The 22,582-nt window shown below is 32.2% G+C and carries 22 protein-coding genes; 17 read left to right on the forward strand and 5 right to left on the reverse strand.

What is annotated here, in order from left to right; genetic code table 11:
• Window positions 1-27: 27 nt before the first annotated feature.
• From murI to L8T90_RS04980, 8 genes are all read left to right on the forward strand, one after another.
• On the forward strand, window positions 28-768 hold the full coding sequence (gene murI / locus L8T90_RS04945) for a glutamate racemase (RefSeq protein WP_263663720.1): 741 nt from the start codon (window positions 28-30) through the stop codon (window positions 766-768).
• 115 nt (window positions 769-883) lie between these two features.
• A complete protein-coding gene (locus tag L8T90_RS04950) occupies window positions 884-1,915 on the forward strand; it encodes a type II asparaginase (RefSeq protein WP_256374651.1) in 1,032 nt (343 codons plus the stop codon).
• An 83-nt stretch (window positions 1,916-1,998) separates the two neighbouring features.
• Entirely contained in the window at window positions 1,999-2,646 is a 648-nt protein-coding gene (locus L8T90_RS04955; protein ID WP_012660833.1) for a ferritin family protein, read from the forward strand.
• Window positions 2,647-2,700: 54 nt separating this feature from the next.
• Window positions 2,701-3,174: a DNA-deoxyinosine glycosylase gene (locus tag L8T90_RS04960; RefSeq protein ID WP_263736880.1), complete on the forward strand. Its 474-nt coding sequence runs from the start codon at window positions 2,701-2,703 to the stop codon at window positions 3,172-3,174.
• Window positions 3,174-3,725, forward strand: a complete 552-nt coding sequence (locus L8T90_RS04965) for a ribonuclease HII (protein WP_263679245.1) — start codon at window positions 3,174-3,176, stop codon at window positions 3,723-3,725. Before L8T90_RS04960 ends, L8T90_RS04965 begins: the two co-directional genes overlap by 1 nt.
• Before the next feature lie 225 nt (window positions 3,726-3,950).
• Complete coding sequence (locus L8T90_RS04970; RefSeq protein WP_263736881.1) at window positions 3,951-4,979, forward strand: tRNA-dihydrouridine synthase; 1,029 nt, start codon at window positions 3,951-3,953, stop codon at window positions 4,977-4,979.
• A gap of 101 nt (window positions 4,980-5,080) precedes the next feature.
• Window positions 5,081-6,364: an aromatic amino acid transport family protein gene (locus L8T90_RS04975; protein WP_412175000.1), complete on the forward strand. Its 1,284-nt coding sequence runs from the start codon at window positions 5,081-5,083 to the stop codon at window positions 6,362-6,364.
• A gap of 11 nt (window positions 6,365-6,375) precedes the next feature.
• Complete coding sequence (locus L8T90_RS04980; protein WP_066007744.1) at window positions 6,376-7,743, forward strand: L-serine ammonia-lyase; 1,368 nt, start codon at window positions 6,376-6,378, stop codon at window positions 7,741-7,743.
• A 30-nt stretch (window positions 7,744-7,773) separates the two neighbouring features.
• On the opposite strand, the gene L8T90_RS04985 is transcribed toward L8T90_RS04980, so the two are convergent.
• Window positions 7,774-12,093 carry a pertactin-like passenger domain-containing protein gene (locus tag L8T90_RS04985; protein WP_263736883.1) on the reverse strand — a complete coding sequence of 1,440 codons (4,320 nt, stop codon included), beginning with the start codon at window positions 12,091-12,093 and terminating at the stop codon, window positions 7,774-7,776.
• Between the two features lie 323 nt (window positions 12,094-12,416).
• The gene (locus L8T90_RS04990; protein ID WP_263736884.1) at window positions 12,417-12,596 is read right to left on the reverse strand and encodes a hypothetical protein; all 180 of its coding nucleotides are present in this window, start codon (window positions 12,594-12,596) and stop codon (window positions 12,417-12,419) included.
• A 692-nt stretch (window positions 12,597-13,288) separates the two neighbouring features.
• Here L8T90_RS04990 and map point away from each other — a divergent pair.
• The gene (map, locus tag L8T90_RS04995) at window positions 13,289-14,044 is read left to right on the forward strand and encodes a type I methionyl aminopeptidase (protein WP_039617176.1); all 756 of its coding nucleotides are present in this window, start codon (window positions 13,289-13,291) and stop codon (window positions 14,042-14,044) included.
• A gap of 16 nt (window positions 14,045-14,060) precedes the next feature.
• Here map and L8T90_RS05000 read toward each other — a convergent pair whose 3' ends face one another.
• Genes L8T90_RS05000 through L8T90_RS05010 form a run of 3 tightly spaced genes read right to left on the reverse strand, consistent with a single transcriptional unit; the run spans window position 14,061 to window position 18,113 of the window.
• Window positions 14,061-15,863, reverse strand: a complete 1,803-nt coding sequence (locus L8T90_RS05000) for a methyl-accepting chemotaxis protein (RefSeq protein WP_263727981.1) — start codon at window positions 15,861-15,863, stop codon at window positions 14,061-14,063.
• Window positions 15,847-16,770 carry a cytochrome-c peroxidase gene (locus tag L8T90_RS05005; RefSeq protein ID WP_412175001.1) on the reverse strand — a complete coding sequence of 308 codons (924 nt, stop codon included), beginning with the start codon at window positions 16,768-16,770 and terminating at the stop codon, window positions 15,847-15,849. Before L8T90_RS05005 ends, L8T90_RS05000 begins: the two co-directional genes overlap by 17 nt.
• Before the next feature lie 53 nt (window positions 16,771-16,823).
• Complete coding sequence (locus L8T90_RS05010) at window positions 16,824-18,113, reverse strand: MFS transporter (protein WP_263736885.1); 1,290 nt, start codon at window positions 18,111-18,113, stop codon at window positions 16,824-16,826.
• Window positions 18,114-18,245: 132 nt separating this feature from the next.
• On the opposite strand from L8T90_RS05010, the gene infA reads away from it, so the two are divergent.
• From infA to hisG, 8 genes are all read left to right on the forward strand, one after another.
• On the forward strand, window positions 18,246-18,464 hold the full coding sequence (gene infA / locus L8T90_RS05015) for a translation initiation factor IF-1 (protein ID WP_012660842.1): 219 nt from the start codon (window positions 18,246-18,248) through the stop codon (window positions 18,462-18,464).
• A gap of 174 nt (window positions 18,465-18,638) precedes the next feature.
• Complete coding sequence (rpmJ, locus tag L8T90_RS05020; protein ID WP_002781429.1) at window positions 18,639-18,752, forward strand: 50S ribosomal protein L36; 114 nt, start codon at window positions 18,639-18,641, stop codon at window positions 18,750-18,752.
• Window positions 18,753-18,755: 3 nt separating this feature from the next.
• The gene (rpsM, locus tag L8T90_RS05025; protein ID WP_012660843.1) at window positions 18,756-19,121 is read left to right on the forward strand and encodes a 30S ribosomal protein S13; all 366 of its coding nucleotides are present in this window, start codon (window positions 18,756-18,758) and stop codon (window positions 19,119-19,121) included.
• A gap of 9 nt (window positions 19,122-19,130) precedes the next feature.
• The gene (gene rpsK, locus L8T90_RS05030; RefSeq protein ID WP_012660844.1) at window positions 19,131-19,523 is read left to right on the forward strand and encodes a 30S ribosomal protein S11; all 393 of its coding nucleotides are present in this window, start codon (window positions 19,131-19,133) and stop codon (window positions 19,521-19,523) included.
• Between the two features lie 30 nt (window positions 19,524-19,553).
• Window positions 19,554-20,180 carry a 30S ribosomal protein S4 gene (gene rpsD, locus L8T90_RS05035; protein ID WP_039617184.1) on the forward strand — a complete coding sequence of 209 codons (627 nt, stop codon included), beginning with the start codon at window positions 19,554-19,556 and terminating at the stop codon, window positions 20,178-20,180.
• A 14-nt stretch (window positions 20,181-20,194) separates the two neighbouring features.
• Window positions 20,195-21,208 (forward strand): DNA-directed RNA polymerase subunit alpha, encoded by a 1,014-nt coding sequence (locus tag L8T90_RS05040; protein ID WP_263736886.1) that lies wholly within the window; start codon window positions 20,195-20,197, stop codon window positions 21,206-21,208.
• A 3-nt stretch (window positions 21,209-21,211) separates the two neighbouring features.
• Complete coding sequence (gene rplQ / locus L8T90_RS05045; protein WP_012660847.1) at window positions 21,212-21,565, forward strand: 50S ribosomal protein L17; 354 nt, start codon at window positions 21,212-21,214, stop codon at window positions 21,563-21,565.
• A 117-nt stretch (window positions 21,566-21,682) separates the two neighbouring features.
• The gene (gene hisG, locus L8T90_RS05050; protein WP_039667846.1) at window positions 21,683-22,582 is read left to right on the forward strand and encodes an ATP phosphoribosyltransferase; all 900 of its coding nucleotides are present in this window, start codon (window positions 21,683-21,685) and stop codon (window positions 22,580-22,582) included.

Below are 22,582 nucleotides of genomic sequence, written 5' to 3' on the forward strand. Positions count from 1 at the left end.
TACTTTCTTCCTTTTTAAAGGATTTTGATGAGACTAGGCGTTTTTGATAGTGGTGTAGGTGGGCTTAGTGTTTTAAAATCTTTACTTCAAGCAAAACTTTTTAAAGAATATATCTACTATGGGGATACTGCAAGAGTGCCTTATGGGGTTAAAGATAAAGAAACCATCATTAAATTTTCTCTAGAAGCTTTAGAATTTTTCAAAGAAAAAAAAGTAGATATGCTTATCATTGCGTGCAATACAGTTAGTGCGCATGCTTTAGAAATTCTAAAAGCAAATGCACCATTTCCGGTTCTTGGGGTTATAGAAGCAGGAGTTTTAGCGGTTAAAAACTCTTTAGAAGATAAAAACTCTAATATATTAGTCATTGCAACACAAGCTACTGTGGATTCTCACGCTTATAAACAAGCTTTAATTAAAGAAGGTTTTTTAAAAGTGGAAGAAAAAGCAACTGGGCTTTTTGTACCTATGGTTGAAGAAGGGATTTTTCAAGGAGATTTTTTAAAAGCTGCTTTTGAGTATTATTTTAATAAGCTCAAATTTCATCCTAATGCTTTAATCTTAGCATGCACACATTTTCCCTTAATCGCCCATTCTTTGGAAGAGTATTTTGGTAAAAACACAAAACTTATTCATTCAGGTGAAGCTATAGCTTTGCAATTACAGCAAGAATTTAACTTAACATCAATCCAAGAAGAAGCTAATATTGAATTTTATGCTTCAAGTGATGTAGAAAAACTAAAAAAAATTGCAAATTTATGGCTTTAAATTAATGGTTATTTACTAAAGTATTTTTTATATTTATAATTTATTTTTATTTAAACATAGTTGCATTATAATCTTTATCATTTCTAATGAAAGGACTAACATGAAAAAAATGTTAATGTGTGCAGCTATGGCACTAAGTTTAGGAGCAGGAATTTTGGAAGCAAAACCAAAAGTTGCGATTTTAGCTACAGGTGGAACCATCGCTGGTTCGATTGATAGTTCAGTAGCTACTACAGGTTATACAGCTGGAGTTTTGGGGGTTGATGCTTTGATTAAGGCAGTGCCTCAAATTCAAGATTTGGCAGTAATTAGCGGAGATCAAATTGCTAATATTGATAGCAAAGATATGACAAATGAAATTTGGCTAAAACTTGCTAAAGAAGTTAATAGACTTTTAAAATCTGATGTAGATGGAGTTGTAATTACTCATGGTACTGATACTATGGAAGAAACTGCATATTTCCTAAATTTAACCGTAAAAAGCGACAAGCCTGTTGTTTTGGTTGGTGCAATGCGCCCATCAACTGCAATTAGTGCAGATGGTCCTAAAAATCTTTACAACGCTGTAGCATTAGCAGCAAATCCTCAAGCAAAAAATAAAGGCGTAATGGTGGCTATGAATGATAGAATTCAAAGTGCTAGAGGCGTTATGAAAACTCATAGTTTAAATGTAAATGCATTTAGCTCACCAGATATGGGTGATATGGGTTATATAGTAGATGGAAAAGCATTTTTCTATAATACTAATACAAAATTACACACCAAAAAATCTCCATTTGATGTTAGCAAACTAAAAGAATTGCCAAAAGTAGATATTCTTTATAGTTATGCAAATGATGGTAGCGGTGTTGCAGCAAAAGCTTTGTTTGAAAATGGAACTAAAGGTATAGTTGTAGCTGGAACAGGTGCTGGTAGTATTCATGATTATCAAAAAGATGTGTTAAAAGAGTTGCTTAAAAAGGGTCTTAATGTAGCGGTAAGCTCACGCGTAGTAGCTGGTAGAGTTGCAGTAAGTGATGCTGATGCAAAACTTGGTTTTATTGATACAGGTGATATGAGTCCTCAAAAAGCTAGAGTATTATTAATGCTTGCTCTAACTAAAACAAGCGATCCTAAGAAAATCCAAGAATATTTCTTAAAATACTAAAACCTTTAACACCCAAATGCTAAAATAACATTTGGGTGGATTTTTCAATAAAAATCTTACTTAATTAATCACAAGGATATTAAATGAAACAATATGAAAGTTATAAATGCCAAAAATGTGGCAATGAAGTAGAAGTACAAAATGTAGGTGGTGGAAAGCTTAGTTGCTGTGGTCAAGAAATGGAGTGTATTACTAAAGATTTAACAGCTGTAAATTTAATGAAAGCTTTTGCTGGCGAATCTATGGCAAGAAATAAATATGATTTATTTGCAGATATTGCTCAAGAAGAAGGTTGGCATGCTATTGCAAAACATTTTAGAGAAGCTGCAGAAAATGAAAAATGGCACGCAAGAGCTGAATTTAAAGCTTATCATGAATTAGTAGATGGTAAAGCTTTAGAAGAAACTGCTAAAAATTTAATCTGCGCAGCAGAGGGCGAAAACTATGAGCATACTACTATGTATCCAAATTTTGCAAAAATCGCAGAAGATGAGGGCAAAAGAAATATAGCAAGATTATTTACAGCTATAGGCAAAGTAGAAATTGAACATGAAAGAGAATATCTAGCGCTTAAAAAAATGCTTGAAGAAGAAGATTTCTTTAATTCAGAAGTAGAAGAATTATGGGTTTGTGAAGTTTGTGGGCATATACACCGTGGTAAAAAAGCACCAAATGCCTGTCCTTTATGTAAAGCTCCAAAAGAATACTTCAAACGCGAATTTTTAGGATAATTTTAAAAACCTTGATAAAAATGATAAAATATTTTATTTTTATCAAGGTCTAATATGCAAATTCTAACTCATCCTTTCAAACCTTTTTTTGATGAAAACTCAAAAGTTTTAATACTAGGTTCTTTCCCATCTATTAAATCAAGAGAAGAAAATTTTTATTATCAACATAGCAAAAATCGTTTTTGGCGTATTTTTGAAATATTATTTGAGTGTGAGTTAAAAACAGTACAAGTTCAAAAAGCTTTTTTAAAAGCAAATCATATAGCACTTTGGGATGTTATAGCAAGTTGTAAGATAAAAAATTCAGATGATAAAACTATTTCTTATGCTAAAGCAAATGATATAAATATGATTTTAGATAAGGCAAATATAGAAAAAATTTGTGTATTAGGTAAAGTTGCAAGTAAATATTTTGCTAAATTTTATCCTGAACAAGAATTTTTTGAACTCCCTTCAAGTTCACCTGCTAATATGAATTATTCTTTAGAAAAATTAGTAGAAAAATATAGCATTATAAAGGAAAGATAATGGCTTTAGTTGGAGTAGATGAGGCTGGACGCGGGGCTTTGGCTGGAGATATGCACATAGGAGCTTGCAAGCTTTTAAAAAATATTGATGGTTTGGCTGATTCTAAAAAACTAAGCGCAAAAAAAAGAGAAGAATTATACGAGCAAATTCTTTCTAGCTCAAATTTTTTAATCCTTGCTTTTTCGCCTTTGCAGATTGATACTTTGGGGCTTAGTCAGTGTTTGCAACTAGCTTTAAAAATCATAAAAAAACACTTTAATCAAGATGAGATTTTATATGATGGAAATTTAAATTATGGGGTTTTAGGTATAAAAACCATGATTAAAGCTGATATGAAAGTACAAGAAGTTTCAGCAGCTAGTATATTAGCCAAGGTAAGTCGTGATCAAAAAATGTGTTATTTTTCTAAATTATATAATCATTATGATTTTGATAAACACAAAGGTTATGGTACAAAAGCTCATATAGAAAAAATTAAAGCATTTGGTTATTCGCCCTTGCACCGCAAAAGCTTTATGCTAAAGTGTTTTGAGAAAAGCTTATTTGACTAAAATGTGTGGTTTTTACACTTTTTTATTTTAAATTTTCATTTTCTTTGAAAAAAATAGAAAAATTAACATTTGAAATATTATTATTAAGATAAAAAAATATATTCAAAAAATATTTTTTTGATAATTAATTATTAAAATTTACAATATCAATTAAAAATACAATGTATTTTAAGAAAAATTAATTTTTTTCTATTATAGTAATATAAAAATATTTCAAGGGGTATTATGTCTTTACTTTTAAGTGAGCTAAAGATTGGAAATTTTTATGTAAAAAATCGCATTGTAATGCCCCCTATGGATATGTATGAAACACAAGTTTTAGATGGTAAGATTAATCAATTTCACCTGATACATTATGGAGCCAGAGCTTTGGGTGGTATTGGGCTTATCATAGTTCAAGCTTGTGCGATTAATGAAAATGCAAAAATAGCTGATAATGATATAGGTCTTTGGGGAGATTTTCAAATTCAAGGACATAAAGAGCTTGTTGAGCTTTGTCATCATTTTGGTGCTAAAATTGCCATTCAGCTAAATCACAGTGGCCGTAAAAATTCGTGTAAAGAAGCCATATCAAAAGCCCCAAGCAATATAGCTTTTAGTGAAAAATTTTCCAAACTTCATGTTTTAAGCAAAGATGAAATTTTACAAATTGAGCAAGAATTTATTCAAAGTGCTAAAAGAGCTAAAGAAGCAGGTTATGATGCAGTAGAGCTTCATAGTGCTCATGGATATTTGCTTAGTTCGTTTTTATCGCCTTTATCAAATCAAAGAGATGATGAATATGGTGGTAGTTTTGAAAATAGAATACGTCTTTTGTGTGATATTACTAAGCGCATAAAAAAAGAAGTTGATATTGCTTTATTTGTAAGAATTTCAGCTACGGAATGGCAAGAAGGTGGTTGGAATTTAGAAGATAGTAAAAAACTTGCCTTGATTTTAGAAAAATTAGGCGTTGATATGCTAGATGTTTCAGCAGGAGGAAATATCAATAAACCTTCTTTAGTGCCAAACATAGCACCACTTTATCAAGCTCCTTATGCTAAGGCCTTAAAAGAAGTTGTTAAAATTCCTATATCTTGTGTAGGTCTTATAAATAGTGCTAGTGAAGGCGAGGCTTTGCTTTTGGGTGGGGTGTGTGATTTGGTTTGTTATGGTAGAAAATTACTAAGAAATCCAAATTTTGCAAATGAAGCCGCAGTTGCTTTAAATGAAAGAGAAAAAATTATGCCAAATTACTCCAGAGCATATTTGTAAAATAATACAAAAAGTTTTTTTTAGGTAAAAGCTTTTTTTATTATTTTTTACAAGGAGAAAATGTGGATAATCTTAAGTGGAATTCTTTTGATACGCGTTGGATGCTTTCTCTTTTTGGGACTGCAGTTGGTGCGGGGATTTTATTTTTACCTATTAAGGCAGGTGTTGGTGGTTTTTGGCCAGTTGTTGTGATGGCTTTGATTATTTTTCCAATGGTGTATTTAAGCCATAGAGCCTTAAGTCGTTTTGTATGCCAAGCAAATGGTAATGATAAAGACATTACTCATGCGGCTGAAGAGTATTTTGGTAGAAAAGTAAGTATTTTTATTTCTGTGCTTTATTTCTTTGCAATTTTCCCAATTTGTTTAGCGTATTGTGTAGGTATAACTAATACTTTTGAGAGTTTTATTTATAATCAATTCTTACCACTTTTAGATTCAAATGGTTCTTTTGCAAGTGCAATTAGTGCTATGTATCAAACAAGTGTTAATGAGCAAGGAAAAACTATAGCTAATTTACTTCCTTTTTATAGAGCTGCTTTTGCTTTTGTTTTGGTAAGTATTTTTATGCTTATTATGCTTTTTAGTGAAGAATTAATCACTAAAGTATGCGAATGGCTTGTGTATCCTTTATGTGCTATTTTATTTTTATTTTCTTTATATCTTATTCCACAATGGTCATTTGAAAGTTTTAGTGCTATTCCTGGTACGAAAGAATTTATCACTATAGTGTGGCTAACTTTACCAGTTTTAGTGTTTTCGTTTAATCACTCACCGGCTATTTCTACTTTTTCTCTAAGTGTAAAAAGAGAATATCCTGAAAATTCGGTACAAAAAGCAAATCAAATTTTGCTTAGAACCTCTGTAATGTTGCTTGCTTTTGTTATGTTTTTTGTGGTATCTTGTGTGCTTTCTTTAACTCCAGCTGAACTTGCTGAAGCTAGAGCGCAAAACATACCTGTGCTTTCTTATTTTGCTAATAAGCTTGATAATCCATTTATTTCTTATGGTGGTCCATTAATCGCATTTTTAGCAATTTCTAGTTCATTCTTTGGTCATTATTTTGGTGCTAGAGAAGGTGCTTATGGTATAGTTAGAAAATGCTGCAAATTAGCAGGTAATGAAAATCCTGATTTGAAAAAAATCGCAGTTTATTCTACTTTAGTAATGTATATTGTTATGTTAATTACTGCTTATGTAAATCCAAGCATTTTAGGTTTTATTGAAAGCTTAGGTGGTCCAATTATTGCTGCAATCTTATTCTTAATGCCTATGATTGCAATTTACACTGTTTCTAAAATGAAAAAATTCCAAAATAAAGCTTTAGATGCATTTGTATTTATCACAGGTATTTTGACAATTATTACTGTAATTTATACTTTTTAAGGTGTTAGTGAATGAGTAGTAATTTAAGTATATTTAAAGTTGGCGTTGGTCCTTCATCTTCTCACACTTTAGGGCCAATGCTAGCGGGTAATATGTTTTGTGAAAAGATTAAAGATAAAATCACACAAATTACAAAAATTCAAATCAGACTTTATGGCTCTTTATCACTTACTGGTAAAGGCCATTTAAGTGATAAGGCTATTATATGGGGTTTGAGCGGCTTAAGAGCAAAAGAACTCAACGCTGCTTTGCAAGATCGTGTGTTTAATAAAATTTTACAAGATAAAATTTTGGTTTTAAATGCTCAAAAAGAATTAAATTTTGATTATGATAAAGATTTGATTTTTGAAAAAGACTTTTTACCTTTACATGAAAATGGGTTAAAAGTAAGCGCTTATGATGAAAATGGAGAAATCATTGCTGAAGAAATTTATTATTCAGTGGGTGGTGGTTTTGTTATGAGTGAAGCTGAGCTTCAAAAACACAAAGACGGAGCTTGCGAGCAAAAACATACTAAATTAGAACTTGATGTTAACAATGCAAGTGATGCTTTAAAAATTTGTGAAGAAAGATCATGGGATCTAGCAAAACTTTCTTATGAATATGAGCTTCAATTTCATACCAAAGAAGAAATTAGAGCTTATTGTTTAGAAATTTGGGAAGTAATGCAAGAAGTTTATTATAATGGTATTCATCCAAGTTCAGATTTTCTTCCAGGAAATTTGCACTTAAAGCGCCGTGCTAAAGGGCTTAATGAGCGTTTGGCTATGACAAGCGATCCTTTGGGGATTATTGATTTTATTTCTTTATATGCTATTGCTATTGCAGAGGAAAATGCAAGTGGAGCTAGAGTAGTAACTGCTCCAACTAATGGAGCTTGTGCTGTTGTGCCTGCTGTAATGCTTTATCTTAAAAACCATACGGTTGGTTTTAATGATGAAAAGGCTATTAATTTTTTACTAACTGCTATGTTAATAGGTTCTTTTTATAAGAAAAATGCAAGCATAAGTGGTGCTGAAGCTGGCTGTCAAGCTGAAATTGGTAGTGCAAGTTCTATGGCAGCAGGAGCTATGGCCACTGTGATGGGTTTTGATGCAAAGATAGCTTGTAATGCTGCTGAAATTGCGATGGAACACCATTTAGGATTAACTTGTGATCCAGTAAGTGGTTTAGTGCAAATTCCTTGCATAGAAAGAAATGCCTTTGGAGCGATTAAAGCTATTTCGGCTGCTAGAATGGCAATGAGTAGAAAATCAACTCCAAAAGTAAGTCTTGATGAGGTTATAAAAACTATGTATGAAACCGGCAAGGATATGAACTCAAAATACAAAGAAACTTCCTTAGGTGGTTTAGCTACTAATCTTACAAGTGTATGTTAATTCTTGAAGATTTTAAATCTTCAAGAATTTTTAGTTAAATAGATATCTAAATTCTCCTCTAAAACCATAGTTTGCATCCATGTCTTCCATAAAGTAACGATTTATCTCAAAAGATATTTCGGTTTTATTGCTAGGTTTTGCTTTAAATCCTATTATAGCATTGGCAAAAGCATGAGAATAATCTGCTGTTTTGTAATCCCAATTTCCAGTTAATGGATCTTGGAGTTTGCCTTGATCTTTGGCATCTGAGAAATATTGTCCGAAATCTGTTTTTAGATAAACCATAGATTTTCCTTCATTGTATTGTTGACCAACTAAAACAGATGCCATAATACCAAGATTTCTATAATCATCTTGTTGCATTCTTATGCCATTAGATGTTTTAACATCGTGATCTTGATAATAGGTAAAATCAATATCCATATAAGCATCTAAGAATGCATTATTTGGTAAATAGAATTTTCTTCCAAGTGCAAAACCAGCAGAATACGCAAGATTATCGAATTTTGCACTATTAGTTTCAAAACTTCCTGCCTGATTTGCTGATATTTTGCTTTTGTAATGATCTATAGCAAAGTCTGCTTCAAGATATACTCCATTTTTCCAAAACATTGCAGAGTACATACCTGTTGAAAAATTATTAATCTCAGAACTGCTTAATTTGTCTAGATTAGAATGTAAGGTTCCATATCCTAGATGAACACCGGTCATCATGTTAAAGTTAAGATAATTTATAATTTCATCAAAACCATATTTTACTCCTGTGTAAATACTGTCTATTTCTCTAGGACTATAAACATTGGTGTGCTGATTAAAATGTGAATTATAAGCTTGTGTCCACATTCCTCCTTTTGAATATTCATTTTCTTTAAGCAATCTAAATCTTTCAGAAAGTTGGTTTTGATTAAAAAGGTGCATTCTGTTTAATAAAAATGCATTGTCAATTACAGCTTTAACAATTTCTGAAGGATCTACTAACGAACTTATGTTATTATTGATTACATCTAATCTATCAATATATATATTTCCATTGCTTTGATTTTGATCGATATTTGGTGTTATAGTGTAACGTATAGCGCCATGATCTTTTTCTACTGTTTGATTAGAAGCAAGAATAAAATCTTTTAAATTGAGCTTGTCTTTATTTTCAACTTGACTTAAATCAATAAGTGTGTGATTTCCAGTGATTGTTTGTGTAGTAGGATTTTTATCATCAAATAATCCTGCACTAGCATCGTCTAAAATTTTAATGTGTAGTTTATTTAAAGCTTTAAAATCAATTTCTTTTGTTATAACATAGCTATCTCCAGTGTTGTTGGCTAGATCAGTGTAAAAACCAAAAGAATTATCTCCAGCTAGTGTAAATTTATCACTTGTTACTGTTCTGAAGTCGTATTTTGAACTTTTTACTGTATCATCGGTATTATTTACAGGAAAGTCAATGTGTCCAAAATTTATAATACTATTATTAAAGTAAGCTCCATTACCAACTTCATTATCATTGATCTGTGTTTCTAAGTTAATGCTAGATAAAAAGTTTATATTTGAGCCATCTGCGTAAATAGAATAAGCTTTAACATTGTCTTTGTTTTCTGCTTGGGTAGAAGCTGAAACTTTTATGGTGTGAACATTTCCATCCTTAGAGCCTATATTTAGAGTGCCTCCAATATCTGCTAATCCTACTGCATAGGAAAGTCCATCAAGCCCATCATAACCTATGCTTCCTGCTTGAGATTGTTGGTACTTAGCATCTTCATTGATGATAGTAGCATTAGTAATATCTCCAACTTTGCCGGCTTCGCCACCTTTTCCAGCTTGAGTTTTGATGTTAATATCCCCATTTAAATCAATATTTATTTCTTTTCCTGATTGATTTAAAACAGCTATACCTATGGCATCTCCACCTCTACCACCATGTCCTGCATTACCAGATTGGACTTTGTTTACGCTACCATTATTGTATTTATGATCAGCTCCATCACCTTTTCCGCCATTACCTCCATTTCCGCCATTACCAGCTTTTATATCTATATTGATATCATTTAAAACTATAGAGTTACTCGCTTTTGTGTCTTTTTTGATGTTATATCCAAATACTCTATATCCTTCTCCATGGCCACCATGACCTCCATTTCCACCACTTCCATAAAGATAAGCATCGCTACCGCTTGTTCCATTTTCACCGTTTTTTCCGGTTTGATTAAATGTTAATGCTTCTTTAAAAGATTTGTTTTTTGAAAGTTCTGTGGTATTGGCAAAGTTATATCCTATACCACTTTTACCATGTTCTCCTTGTTTGCTTTCTGCTATGCTTACTTTGTCTATTATTACTTGATTGTTGGTTTGGTTTATTGAGAGTTCCACTCCATATCTTTTGTCTATAGTGTCATATCCTCCTCCACTTCCGCTTGACTCAAATTTTAAACCATTATCAAAGTTTTCTTTTGACTCTATAATCACTATATTTGTATCCCAACTACCTGATGTTAAACTACCTTGTTCTAATTGTTTATTGATTTCTTGATCTCTTATGGAAACAGTTTGAGTTCCGGTATTTTCATCAACTTCAAACCTATCCACTATTAGCTTATCTCCTTGGTTTTTTGTATAGTCTGTGTTGAAAATAAAATTATTATTACCTTCTAGTTTTATGGTATCAGATGTTAATGTGTGATATTCCCCATTTTCATGTATGAAATCAACTCTTGAATCTTTAAATGTAGCTCCATTACCACTAGCTCCATTACTAGTTGTGGTTTTTAAGGTAAGGTTTGTTCCAACTTTTAAGGTCGCATTATCAGCATATAGTGAACTAGCTTTAGCATCTTTTCCATCGGCTTTTACATCAATAGTTATATCTTTATCTGAAAAAAGATTGAGTATAGAGCCATTTGCTATGTGTATACCATAAGCGCTTGCAGTTCCATCCTCGCCCTTTGTCCCATCTATGCCATCTATAGCTGTTTGATCTCTATTTGGATCAAGTATGGTTAAATCTCCACCACCATAACCTTTATCTCCACTAGCTCCTTTGCCAGCTTCACCACCTTTTCCACCAGTTGCATCTAGAGTGATATCTGCATTTAAATTTAGAGTAATATTTTTTCTTCCTTCAGCGTAAAATCCATTCAATTCTACACTTCCACCATCACCACCATTTCCTCCGTGCCCTGCTTGTGTTCTTCCATCTTTATGATCAGGTCCATCTGCATATCCACCATCAGCACCTTTTCCACCATCTCCACCTTTGGCTGTTATGGTAATATCTTTATCGATAGTATAAGTTTCTCCATCTTTTATGCCATTTACTCCATTTATGACAAAACCTTGTCCATGGCCACCATCTCCGCCATGGCCACCATCACCATATAATTTAGCATCGGTTCCTTTTGTACCATCTCCACCTTTAGTTCCGGTGTTATTTGTAGAGTAAAGAGCTGTTTTGCTACCGTTTAGATTTAAAACTTGAACATTGTGGCTTGTTCCATCTTTGCCATCAACTCCAGCTTTTGATTTATCTATGGTAACACTATCTACGCTTATTTTGTTATCAGTTTTACTTTGCTCGTATGTGGTCAAGTATCTTTCGTTTTCTAAGTCAATACCATTGGATAAAGAATTTATATTGATGTTGTTTAAGCCACCGTTTGTAGAAGATATAATATCGTGATTTACATCTATGGTGTATGGATTTTCTATATTTGAGTATTTTCCATCTTGTATATCTTTTACTAAAGAGTCATCTTGTATTTTTAAATTCAAATTTCCATTATTGCTTATATAATCTGTTTTGATTGAATTTCCTGTTTTTTGTTGTGAATCAATATTTATTTCAAAAGTATTGTTTCCAGTTAAGACCAAAGAGTCTGTTGTAAAGCTTTTGTAGCCCTTAGTGTTATCAAATTTTAAAGTGCTATTTTCAAATTTTGCACCTCTTTTATCGTTTGAATTTGCACCATTGTCTATTTTTGATGTTATGGTTAGATTATCTTGTAAAATGATAGTTGAATTATTTGCTTTGATGCCAAATGCTTCTTTATTGCTAGCATTGGCTGCATTTGTTTCTATGGTTATACCGCTACCGCTTACGCTGCCTAAAGTTAGAGTACTATTGCTTAAATCTATACCATTAGCAATGGCATCTTTAGCATCTTCGGCATTACCACCAGTTCCTCCATTACCAGCATTACCGCCTGCGCCATTCCATCCTTGATTACCTTCGCTTATATCTCCTCCAGCCGAACTCGCTCCACCCCTATTTCCTCCAGCTCCAGCTTGTCCTTTATTTCCTCCAGATCCAGCTTGTCCTTTATTTCCTCCAGTAGATGAAAGCTTGATGTTGTCTATCATTACTATGGCATTGTTATTGTCATCTATATCTATAGCTGTGATGGTTGCACTACCTGCACTACCAGCATCACCGCCATCACCGCCATTACCAGCATTACCGCCATTACCACCATTACCACCGACGGCAGGTAAAGGACTTAAGCATCCAAAAAAACCTGTTATACAATAAGATTGAGCGTGTCCTCCATTGCCACCTTTTCCTCCATTACCTCCATTGCCACCTTTTCCTCCATTACCTCCATTGCCACCTGTAGCAGTTGCATTTATGGCTTTTACAGAAAGCTCAAATGGATTGTTTACACTGTTTTGAAATAAAGTAGCGCTTATAGATCCTCCATTACCTCCATTACCACCAGATCCTCCATTACCACCTGCGCCACCATGGCCTCCATGACCACCTTCTGCGTTGGTTGGTCTCCAACCAAAATCACTACTTTTTCCATCGCTACCATTACCACCATTACCACCATCTTTACCATTACCACCATTACCACCATTACCACCAGAGGCACCTTTTAAAACTAATGTGTAGCTTTTATCACTAAGATTGGTTTTTTCTTTGATGATGTAACCTGTTATTTTTATATTACCTAAACTAGAACCATCTCCACCTTTTCCACCACTAGTAGCATCTGATCCTTTTCCACCGTTAAAGCCATTTATGTGTTGATCGCCTGAATAGCCTGTGGTTTTTCCATCTGTTCCAGAATTTCCTTTAAATCCATCTGTTCCATTTTTACCATTTGCTTTATTTTGCTCACTTGTATCTATTTGAATAGTTTGGTTTATGTTGTTAATATCAAATTCTTTGGTAATATCTTTTTGAGAAGCATTTCCATTAGCTCCATCTTGACCTTTTTCTGTTACGACTCCACCATTTTTTCCGTGTTCCCCGATCCCAGCTGCATTTAATTCTGTAGATGAAAAAGCTAAAGAAAGACTTAAAACTAAAGTAGAAAATTTAAGAGAATTTTTTAAAAGTTCACATTCTTTTGTATTTTTAGAAAGGCTATCCCCCCCCCATGGGTATTTAAAGTCCGATTCATACTCATTTACTCCTATTTAAAATAATAAATAAAATATTATGATTATAAATATTTTTTTATAAATTTAAAATAAATTTACAACATAAAAATTTAAAGCTTTTAAAAGCGCATAAATGCTAAATTTTTAAAAATTTTTAAGGAAAATATAAATGATAGAAATCAAAAAACCAGCAGAGATAGAAAAACTACGCAAAGCAAATGAGCTTGTAGCTAGAACGCTTGATTATCTAGAGGGTATTATAGTTCCAGGTATGAGTTTAAAAGAAATTGATATTAAAGCGGAAGAATTTATACTTGATCATGGTGCAAAACCATCTTTTAAAGGTTTGTATGGTTTTCCAGGCAGTATTTGTATCTCGCTTAATCAAGCTTGCATTCATGGTGTAGGCGATGAGCGTATTTTAAAAGAAGGCGATATTTTAGGGCTTGATGTGGGCACTTGCATAGATGGATATTATGGAGATGCAGCAAGGACTATACCTATAGGTAAAATTTCAGCTACTGATGAGGCGTTAATTGCTTGTGCTAAAGATGCTTTGTATTATGCTATAGATATTATCAAAGAGGGTATGCGCTTTAAAGAGCTTTCTTATGAACTTGGTGAGTTTATTGCTAAAAGAGGTTTTGTGCCTTTGAAGGGTTATTGTGGTCATGGTATAGGCAAAAAGCCACACGGTGAGCCTGAAATTCCAAATTATTTAGAACCAGGTGCTAGTGCAAAAAGTGGACCTAAAATCAAAAATGGCATGGTATTTTGCATAGAGCCTATGGTATGTCAAAAAGATGGCACGCCAGTGCATTTAAAAGGTAATTGGGAAGCAGGAAGCAAAGATGGTTTAAATGCTGCTCATTATGAGCATTGTGTTGCTATTATAAATGGTAAGGCAGATATTTTATCCAAGTAAGAAAGTTTAATCTTTCTTACTCGAATGTTTTTAGTTTTTCTGAAAGTTTAGAAGCATTTTCTAAAACATCTTGTGAAATTTGTGTTAAATCAAGGGAGTAATTTTTAACACAATTTGCAAGTTCGGTTACTTTTTCTATATTTTGTTCTAGCTCATTCATTTTAGCTTTTGATTCATCACTTTTTTCTTCCATGATTTTAGTAGAATGAATACTTGTTTTTAATTTTTCTATAGAAGTTCCAACCTCACCTTGCAAGATATTAGCTTTGTTAGAGGTATCATTCATGGATTGATGAATTCCATCCATCAAGCTTTTATTATCATTGATTTGTTGCACTATAGTTCTTACAGTAGTTTCTATAGCAACTAAAGATTTTGTGGTTTTATCTGCTAGATTTCTAACTTCATCAGCAACCACAGCAAAGCCACGTCCATGCTCGCCTGCACGCGCTGCTTCAATAGCTGCATTTAGTGCAAGTAAGTTGGTTTGATCGGCTATATCTTTTATGGTTGTAGTAACTTCTACTATGCTATCAGCACTTTGTACTAGCATATCCATAGCACTTAAAACACTTTGTTCTTTTTCGCCGCTTAATAATATAAGCTCTACTAATTCTTTAAGTGTAAGCTCAACTTTAGCCATTACTTCTTGCATACCATGCATATCATTTATAGTGTTTTTAGCTAAATTTTGTGTTAAGTCTATATGGCTTTCTAAGATAGAACTTATTTCATGGACATTAGAAATTTGTTCATGTTGTAAAAGTGAACTTTGCTGTAAAACTTCAGCATTTTGAGAAAGCTTTTGTGAGCTTTTGTGACTTGAATTTGCAGTTTGTATAGCTTCTAAAACCGAATTTTGCACTATTTGTATAAAAGAGTTTATATAGCCAGCACTTGTTGCTAATTCACTTTTTTTATCAATATCTAATCTTGCACTTAAATTCGCATGCTCGCCAGCTAAGTTTGCACTTAGTTTTTCAAGTAAAGATATAGGTATGATTACTTTTTTTAATGTTAAAAGTATGAAGAAAATCAATACAGCTAAGGTGAATAAGAAAATTCCTATAGCGGTGTAAAGATTGTATTTGTTGTTAAGATTAATTTCTTGAGCAATGAAATTTTTATGAGATATGATTTCTTTTTGTAATTCTTGATCAAGAAAACTTTGAGAATTATCTTTTAAAATTTTAATCTGACTTAGTATCATTTTACAATGTGTGCTAAAAAGTTCAAATAATTCTTGTGGAAGCTGTGGATCGTTTGTGTTTAAATTTGCTACTAAACTTTGGAGACGATTTTGTGCTAAAGGTTCTAGTATATCCATAGTTCCTATGATGCTTAATATATCCCCGATAGATTCTATTTGTCTAGCTTCTTGAGCAGTAAGTGCTAGCTTGTTTGTTTGTTTAATGATTTCTTGTTGAATTTCATAAAGATAAAGTTTTGAATTTATAGCAATAGAATTAGCTGATTTAAAATGCTGTAATTGAGCATTTTTTTTCTCAAAAATCGTTTGTATTTTTTTAGTGTCTATTTTATTGGCTTTTAAAATTGCTAAAGTATTTTCAAAATCTTGTATTAAAGCAACGCTAGTGTCATAATTTTGTAAATTGAGTTTATTTTTAAAAATCTCATCTATTTTGGTATCTAGAATTTCTAATTTTTGAAAAGAACCCATGATGAGTGAATTTCTTTTTGTGGTGTTGTAGGTATTAAAGATAAATAAAGTCAAAGTTAAAAGTAACACCAAAACCACTATAGACAAAGCGATGAATTGTTTTAAAAAAGAAAAAGATTTTTTATTTGAGTGGGTCATGGTATTCTCCTGTTAAAGAATTTAAAAAAGCAACTATATCATCAACCACATCTTGTTCTAAAAATTTACCAAGTTGATAATAAGCCATAAATTGCACGCAAGCATCAAGTGTTGGCATGGAGCCATCATGAAAATAAGGAGCAGTTTTGGCTATATTTCTAAGGCTTGGCACTTTTACTACAAATTGATCATGAGGATCTTGGGTAATCTCATAGCGCCCTTTCCAGTTTGTTCCATTATCATAAGGTACAAATACTCCCATTTTTTGATACATATTGCCACCTATATTTTGACCTTGATGGCATGCTATACAACCATTTGATAAAAAAGCATTGTAACCTCTTTTTGCTTGCTCGCTTATTGCATTTTTATCACCTTTTAAGTAGCGATCAAAAGGAGAATTTGGAGTGAGTAAGGTTTTTTGAAACTCAGCTAAAGCGTGTGTTATATTTTCAAAGCTAATTTCTCCATAAAGTTTTTTAAACTCTTTTTCATAAATTGGGTTAGCTTTTACAATTTGTACTACTTCATTTTCATCTTTTAAGCCCATTTCTTTGGGATTTAATAAAGGATGTTTGGCTTGATCTTGCAAGTCTTTTGCATTGCCTCTCCAAAATTGAGATAGATTAAAAACAGCATTGAAATTTGTAGGTGTATGAAATGGTTCGTCTATTATGCCATTAATACCCGTTGAAAAAGTTTTATTATCAACTCCAAATTTTGTAATATCATGACAAGTATTACAAGATATTTTTTTATCTTTTGATAAACTTGTATCCATGTAAAGCTTTTTGCCTAAGATAGCTTTTTCTTTATCATAAGGAACGCTTTCAGGCAAAGGGGTAATCATTTCAAGTGCTAAAAGTGGTAGTAAAGAAAATATTAAAATAATAAAAGTTTTCATAATCATTTTCCTTTATTTTATAAATTTTTAGTTAATAATTTTTATTAATTATAGCACTAAAATCTTAATCTTTTATAAGTAAATACAGTGGTTAGAAGTGTTATAAATGATAAAAATAAAATATAAATAAAAATTCCATAAATAAAAGGATTCTCAGGTTTTATAGCTAAAGAATGCAACATAAATACAAGCTGAGGTGTAAAACCACCTGCTATAGCATAGGCTATATTATAAGAAAAAGAAATTCCACTAAAGCGAATACTTGGTTTAAAAATTTTACACATTAAAATAGGCGCTAAGGCATTAATACCACCAAAAAAACATGCAATAAAATAAAAATATATACTTAAATGTAAAATTTGAGCATAGAAAAAATAAAAATAAAAAAAGCAAGAAAGACTAAAACCTATTGTAAATATCAAACTAGTGATTAAAAAGCCAAATTTATCTACCCAAATTCCAGCAAGCAAGGTTCCACAAGATAAAATTATTATCGCAATCATTTGTATTAAAATAGCATCTGTTTTATCAAGAATTAAAACCTCAGGTATAAAATTTGGCATAAGTAAAATGAGTATAATCACGCAAGCTGTAAGCATCCATGTTAAAAGCATAGAGGCGATGATGTCTAAAAAAATATTTTTTTCTTTAAAAAGTGTCCTTAGCGGAAATTTTTCTAAATTATTTTCTTGATGCATTTTTTGAAAAATCGGTGTTTCTTCTAGAAATTTTCTAAGATATATAGAAATAATGCCAAAAAATCCACCTATAGCAAAAGGAATACGCCAAGCATAATCATAAATTGATTCTTGCTCAAAACAATGATTAATTACCAATGCAACAGCACATCCTAAAAGAATTCCAAAAGCCATAGAAGCATTAATAGCGCTAACACAAAAACCATCTTTCCCATCAGGCGCATGTTCTTTTACAAACACCCAAGCACCAGGTAGTTCCCCGCCTATAGCTACACCTTGAGCTATTCTAACAAGTAGTAAAAATACCGGAGCTAGATAACCTATGCTTTCAAAAGTAGGTATAAAAGCTAAAGAAAAAGTTGGAAGCACCATGAGTAATATGCTTAGCATAAACATTTTTTTACGGCCAAATTTATCACCAAAATGCGCCATAACTATACCACCAAGTGGTCTAGCTAAATATCCTGCTGCAAAGGTTCCATAAGTATTTAAAAGTTTCCAAAAATCACTCATATCGCTTGGAAAAAAAATTCTTGAAATATAATTAGCAAAAAAGACAAAAATCACAAAATCATAAAATTCTAAAGCTCCTCCCAAAGAAGATAAAGAAAGTGTTTTATAATCTTTTCTTTTTAAACTTTTTAACATTTAAATACTTTCTTTTATAGTGTTTTGGTAATTATAATAAAAAATGCCGTAGTTTGTAAAAAATATTAAAAATTTAAAAAGAAAAATTGTGATAAAATAATAGCTTTGTATTTTGTAGAAAGGAGAAAAGCATTGGCAAAAGATGATATTATCGAAATTGATGGTAATGTAATCGAAGCTTTACCTAATGCAACTTTTAAAGTTGAATTAGATAATAAACATGTGATACTTTGTCATATTGCAGGTAAGATGCGTATGCATTATATTAGGATTATGCCTGGCGATAGAGTTAAAGTGGAACTAACACCTTATAGCCTTGATAAGGGTCGTATTACATTTAGATACAAATAAGTCTAAGTTGTTTAAAAGCAAAAGTAAAGTATAATTAGCACTTTTGCAGAAATTGCAATAAAACTGTATGAAGAAGTATTTTCAAAATCACCACTTATTTTGAAAATAGTTGGTTGCTCTAAAAACCTGGTGCAGTTGTAAAAAAAGTGGAATTTACAATAACAGGAGTAAAGCATGAAAGTTAGACCATCTGTTAAAAAGATGTGTGACAAATGCAAAGTAGTTCGTCGTAAAGGCGTAGTTCGCATTATTTGCGAAAATCCAAAACACAAACAAAGACAAGGATAATTTATGGCTCGTATTGCAGGTGTGGATTTACCAAAGAAAAAAAGAATTGAATATGGTTTGACTTATATTTATGGTATAGGTTTGCATACTTCAAGAAAAATCTTAGATAAAACAGGAATTTCTTATGATAAAAGAGTTCATGAACTAAGTGAAGATGAAGCAGCAGCTATCCGTAAAGAAATTCAAGAAAACTATATGGTTGAGGGTGATCTTAGAAAACAAGTTGCTATGGATATCAAAGCATTAATGGATCTAGGAAGCTTTAGAGGCTTAAGACATAGAAAAGGCTTACCGGTTCGTGGTCAAAAAACAAAAACAAATGCCAGAACTAGAAAAGGTAAGAGAAAAACCGTTGGTGCAAAATCATAAGGATAGAAAATGGCAAAAAGAAAAGTAGTTAAGAAAAAAGTAGTTAAAAAAAATATAGCTAAAGGTATAGTTTATATCAGTGCAACATTTAATAATACTATGGTTACTGTAACTGATGAAATGGGAAATGCTATCGCTTGGAGTAGTGCAGGTGGTTTAGGATTTAAAGGTTCTAAAAAATCAACTCCTTATGCAGCACAACAAGCAGTAGAAGATGCTTTAAATAAAGCAAAAGAACATGGTATTAAAGAAGTAGGTATTAAAGTACAAGGACCAGGAAGTGGTCGTGAGACAGCGGTTAAGAGTGTAGGTGCTATGGAAGGTATTAAAGTAACTTTCTTAAAAGATATTACCCCATTAGCTCATAATGGTTGTAGACCACCAAAACGTCGTCGTGTCTAAGAATAAGATATAAGATTTAGGAGAATTATAATGGCAAGATATAGAGGACCAGTAGAGAAATTAGAAAGACGACTTGGCGTAAGCTTGGCAATGAAAGGCGAAAGAAGATTAGCAGGTAAAAGTGCTTTAGATAAACGCCCTTACGCACCAGGTCAGCATGGACAAAGAAAAGCTAAAATCAGCGAATACGGACTTCAATTAAGAGAAAAACAAAAAGCTAAATTTATGTATGGAGTTAGTGAAAAACAATTTAGAAGATTATTTAGCGAAGCTGCTAGAAAAGATGGCAACACCGGTGCGCTTTTAATCCAGCTTTTAGAACAAAGACTTGATAATGTTGTTTATAGAATGGGTTTTGCTACAACACGCCGTTTTGCTAGACAACTTGTAACTCATGGACATATTTTAGTAAATGGTAAAAGAGTGGATATTCCTAGTTATAGAGTAGAAGCAGGTCAAAAAATTGAAGTGATTGAAAAAAGCAAAAACAATCCTCAAATTTCAAGAGCGATCGAACTTACTGCTCAAACTGGTATAGTTGCTTGGGTTGATGTAGAAAAAGATAAAAGATTTGGAATTTTTACAAGAAAACCTGAAAGAGAAGAAGTTATCATTCCAGTTGAGGAAAGATATATCGTTGAGTTGTACTCTAAATAATAAAGGTTTTTGATATGAGACATATTACAACTTCTGCTTATACACCGACAGAGTTTAGTATTGAAAATATCAGTGATACAGTAGCAAAAGTAAGCGCATGGCCTTTTGAAATCGGCTATGCTATTACTTTGGCGCATCCTTTGCGTCGTTTGCTTTATTCAAGCACAGTAGGTTTTGCTCCAACAGGAGTTAAAATCAAAGGCGTAGCACATGAATTTGATAGTATGCGTGGTATGCTTGAAGATGTAGCATTGTTTATTATCAATCTAAAAAAATTAAGATTTAAACTAAAAACAGATTCTGAAAAAGAAGTTATAACTTTTAGTTTTAAAGGACCAAAAGAAATTTGCGGAAAAGACTTAGATAACGATGTTGTTGAGGTTGTGAACGCAGATAGCTATCTTGCAACGATCAATGAAGATGCAGATTTAGAATTTACCTTAATCATTGAAAAAGGTATAGGTTATGTACCTTCTGAAGAAGTGCAAAATTTCTTAGATCCTGAATTTATAGCACTTGATGCATTCTTTACTCCGGTAAAACATGCAGTTTATGATATAGAAAAAGTGCTTTTTGAAGATAACCCAGATTATGAAAAAGTTGTTTTTACAATCACAACTGATGGTCAAATTTCACCAAGTGATGCTTTTAAAAATGCTTTAGAAGCAATGTATAAACAATTATCGGTGTTTGATAAAATCACTAATGCGCAAAGCGTTGTAAGAAGCCAAACACAAAATAATGAAGTAGAACATGTAAAATTACTTCAAAATATAACTGAGTTAAATTTAAGCGCAAGAAGCTTTAATTGCCTAGAAAAAGCAAATGTGGTTTATATCGGTGAGCTTGCTTTAATGAGTGTAGGCGAACTTGCAGATTTAAAAAATCTAGGTAAAAAATCTTTAGATGAGATTAAAAGTGTGATGGAATCTATAGGTTTTCCTATAGGAAATTCAAAACTCAGTGATAGTGCAAAAGAAACGCTAAAGAAAAAAATTACAGAATTAAAAGCACAAAATGAAGGATAATCAATGAGACATAGACATGGATATAGAAAGTTAGGTCGCACTTCTACTCACCGTGCAGCCTTATTAAAAAACCTTACCATTGCTATTATTAAAGCAGGTAAAATAGAAACAACATTACCTAAAGCAAAAGAATTAAGAGGTTATGTTGAAAGATTGATCACTCGTGCAAGAAAAGGTGATTTCAATGCTCACAGAGCAGTTTTTGCTAGCTTGCAAGATAAAGAAGCTACAAATAAACTTGTAACAGAAATCGCACCTAAATTTGCAGATAGAAACGGTGGTTATACAAGAATTATCAAAACAAGAATCCGCCGTGGCGATGCTGCAGAAATGGCTTTCATCGAATTCGTAGCTTAATTTTTAGCCTTTTTAAAGGCTAAAAACTTCTTATTTTTATTTATTTACTTACTATTTTTTGTATTTTTATCCATTTTTTGCTACTATTAATCTTTTTAACTACAAAAAAGGAAAAAAATGCAAGAAAATTCAAGATTACGCATAGCTATACAAAAATCAGGTCGTTTAAGTAAAGACTCTATCGCCTTGCTTGAGTCTATAGGTGTAAAACTTCGCATACATGATCAAAGCTTGATTGCTTTTTCTACAAATTTACCTATTGATTTACTTAGAGTAAGAGATGATGATATACCAGGGCTAATTTTTGATGGAGTAGTAGATCTTGGCATAGTTGGAGAAAATGTTTTAGAAGAAAATGAACTAGAAAGAAAATCAAAAAACGAAAACGCAGATTTTATAATGCTTAAAAAGCTTGATTTTGGTGGGTGCCGTTTGTCTTTAGCATTGCCAGAAAATAGTGAGTATAAAGGTATAGAAAGTTTTAAAAATTTACGCATAGCAACTTCTTATCCACAGCTTTTAAAGCGTTTTATGGAAGAAAATAACATTCCTTATAAAACTTGTATGCTAACAGGCTCAGTTGAAGTAGCGCCAAGTGCAAATTTAGCTGATGGAATTTGTGATTTAGTTTCAAGTGGTGCTACTTTGAAAGCAAATGGGCTTAAAGAAGTTATGGTGATTTATAAGTCAAAAGCTTGCATAATCCAAAGAAAAGAAAGTTTAGCTTCACATAAACAAGAATTAATCGATAAATTACTCATTAGGATTAATGGAGTTATGCAAGCAAGAGAGTCAAAATATATCATGTTGCATGCTCCTATTGAAAAGCTAGAAAAAATTACAGCCTTGTTACCAGGTGTTGAAAAACCTACGATTTTACCTTTAGAAAATGATAAAGCTAGAGTGGCGCTACATATGGTAAGTCAAGAAAATTTATTTTGGGAAACTATGGAAGCTTTGAAAAAAGAAGGCGCAAGTGCGATTTTAGTTTTACCTATTGAAAAAATGCTCTCTTAA

The organism is Campylobacter sp. RKI_CA19_01121 (assembly GCF_025771295.1).
GTDB lineage: Bacteria > Campylobacterota > Campylobacteria > Campylobacterales > Campylobacteraceae > Campylobacter_D.

Excerpts from the sequence above, each read along its gene's own strand:
- L8T90_RS04975 (WP_412175000.1), top strand. The coding sequence starts at position 5,081 with ATGCTTTCTCTTTTTGGGACTGCAGTTGGTGCGGGGATTTTATTTTTA.
- murI (WP_263663720.1), top strand. The coding sequence starts at position 28 with ATGAGACTAGGCGTTTTTGATAGTGGTGTAGGTGGGCTTAGTGTTTTA.
- L8T90_RS04955 (WP_012660833.1), top strand. The coding sequence starts at position 1,999 with ATGAAACAATATGAAAGTTATAAATGCCAAAAATGTGGCAATGAAGTA.
- L8T90_RS04960 (WP_263736880.1), top strand. The coding sequence starts at position 2,701 with ATGCAAATTCTAACTCATCCTTTCAAACCTTTTTTTGATGAAAACTCA.
- map (WP_039617176.1), top strand. The coding sequence starts at position 13,289 with ATGATAGAAATCAAAAAACCAGCAGAGATAGAAAAACTACGCAAAGCA.
- L8T90_RS05040 (WP_263736886.1), top strand. The coding sequence starts at position 20,195 with ATGAGACATATTACAACTTCTGCTTATACACCGACAGAGTTTAGTATT.
- L8T90_RS04970 (WP_263736881.1), top strand. The coding sequence starts at position 3,951 with ATGTCTTTACTTTTAAGTGAGCTAAAGATTGGAAATTTTTATGTAAAA.
- L8T90_RS05010 (WP_263736885.1), bottom strand. The coding sequence starts at position 18,113 with ATGTTAAAAAGTTTAAAAAGAAAAGATTATAAAACACTTTCTTTATCT.
- hisG (WP_039667846.1), top strand. The coding sequence starts at position 21,683 with ATGCAAGAAAATTCAAGATTACGCATAGCTATACAAAAATCAGGTCGT.
- rpsD (WP_039617184.1), top strand. The coding sequence starts at position 19,554 with ATGGCAAGATATAGAGGACCAGTAGAGAAATTAGAAAGACGACTTGGC.
- L8T90_RS04985 (WP_263736883.1), bottom strand. The coding sequence starts at position 12,093 with ATGATAGACAACATCAAGCTTTCATCTACTGGAGGAAATAAAGGACAA.
- L8T90_RS04965 (WP_263679245.1), top strand. The coding sequence starts at position 3,174 with ATGGCTTTAGTTGGAGTAGATGAGGCTGGACGCGGGGCTTTGGCTGGA.
- rpsK (WP_012660844.1), top strand. The coding sequence starts at position 19,131 with ATGGCAAAAAGAAAAGTAGTTAAGAAAAAAGTAGTTAAAAAAAATATA.
- rplQ (WP_012660847.1), top strand. The coding sequence starts at position 21,212 with ATGAGACATAGACATGGATATAGAAAGTTAGGTCGCACTTCTACTCAC.
- rpsM (WP_012660843.1), top strand. The coding sequence starts at position 18,756 with ATGGCTCGTATTGCAGGTGTGGATTTACCAAAGAAAAAAAGAATTGAA.
- L8T90_RS04980 (WP_066007744.1), top strand. The coding sequence starts at position 6,376 with ATGAGTAGTAATTTAAGTATATTTAAAGTTGGCGTTGGTCCTTCATCT.
- rpmJ (WP_002781429.1), top strand. The coding sequence starts at position 18,639 with ATGAAAGTTAGACCATCTGTTAAAAAGATGTGTGACAAATGCAAAGTA.
- L8T90_RS05000 (WP_263727981.1), bottom strand. The coding sequence starts at position 15,863 with ATGACCCACTCAAATAAAAAATCTTTTTCTTTTTTAAAACAATTCATC.
- L8T90_RS04950 (WP_256374651.1), top strand. The coding sequence starts at position 884 with ATGTGTGCAGCTATGGCACTAAGTTTAGGAGCAGGAATTTTGGAAGCA.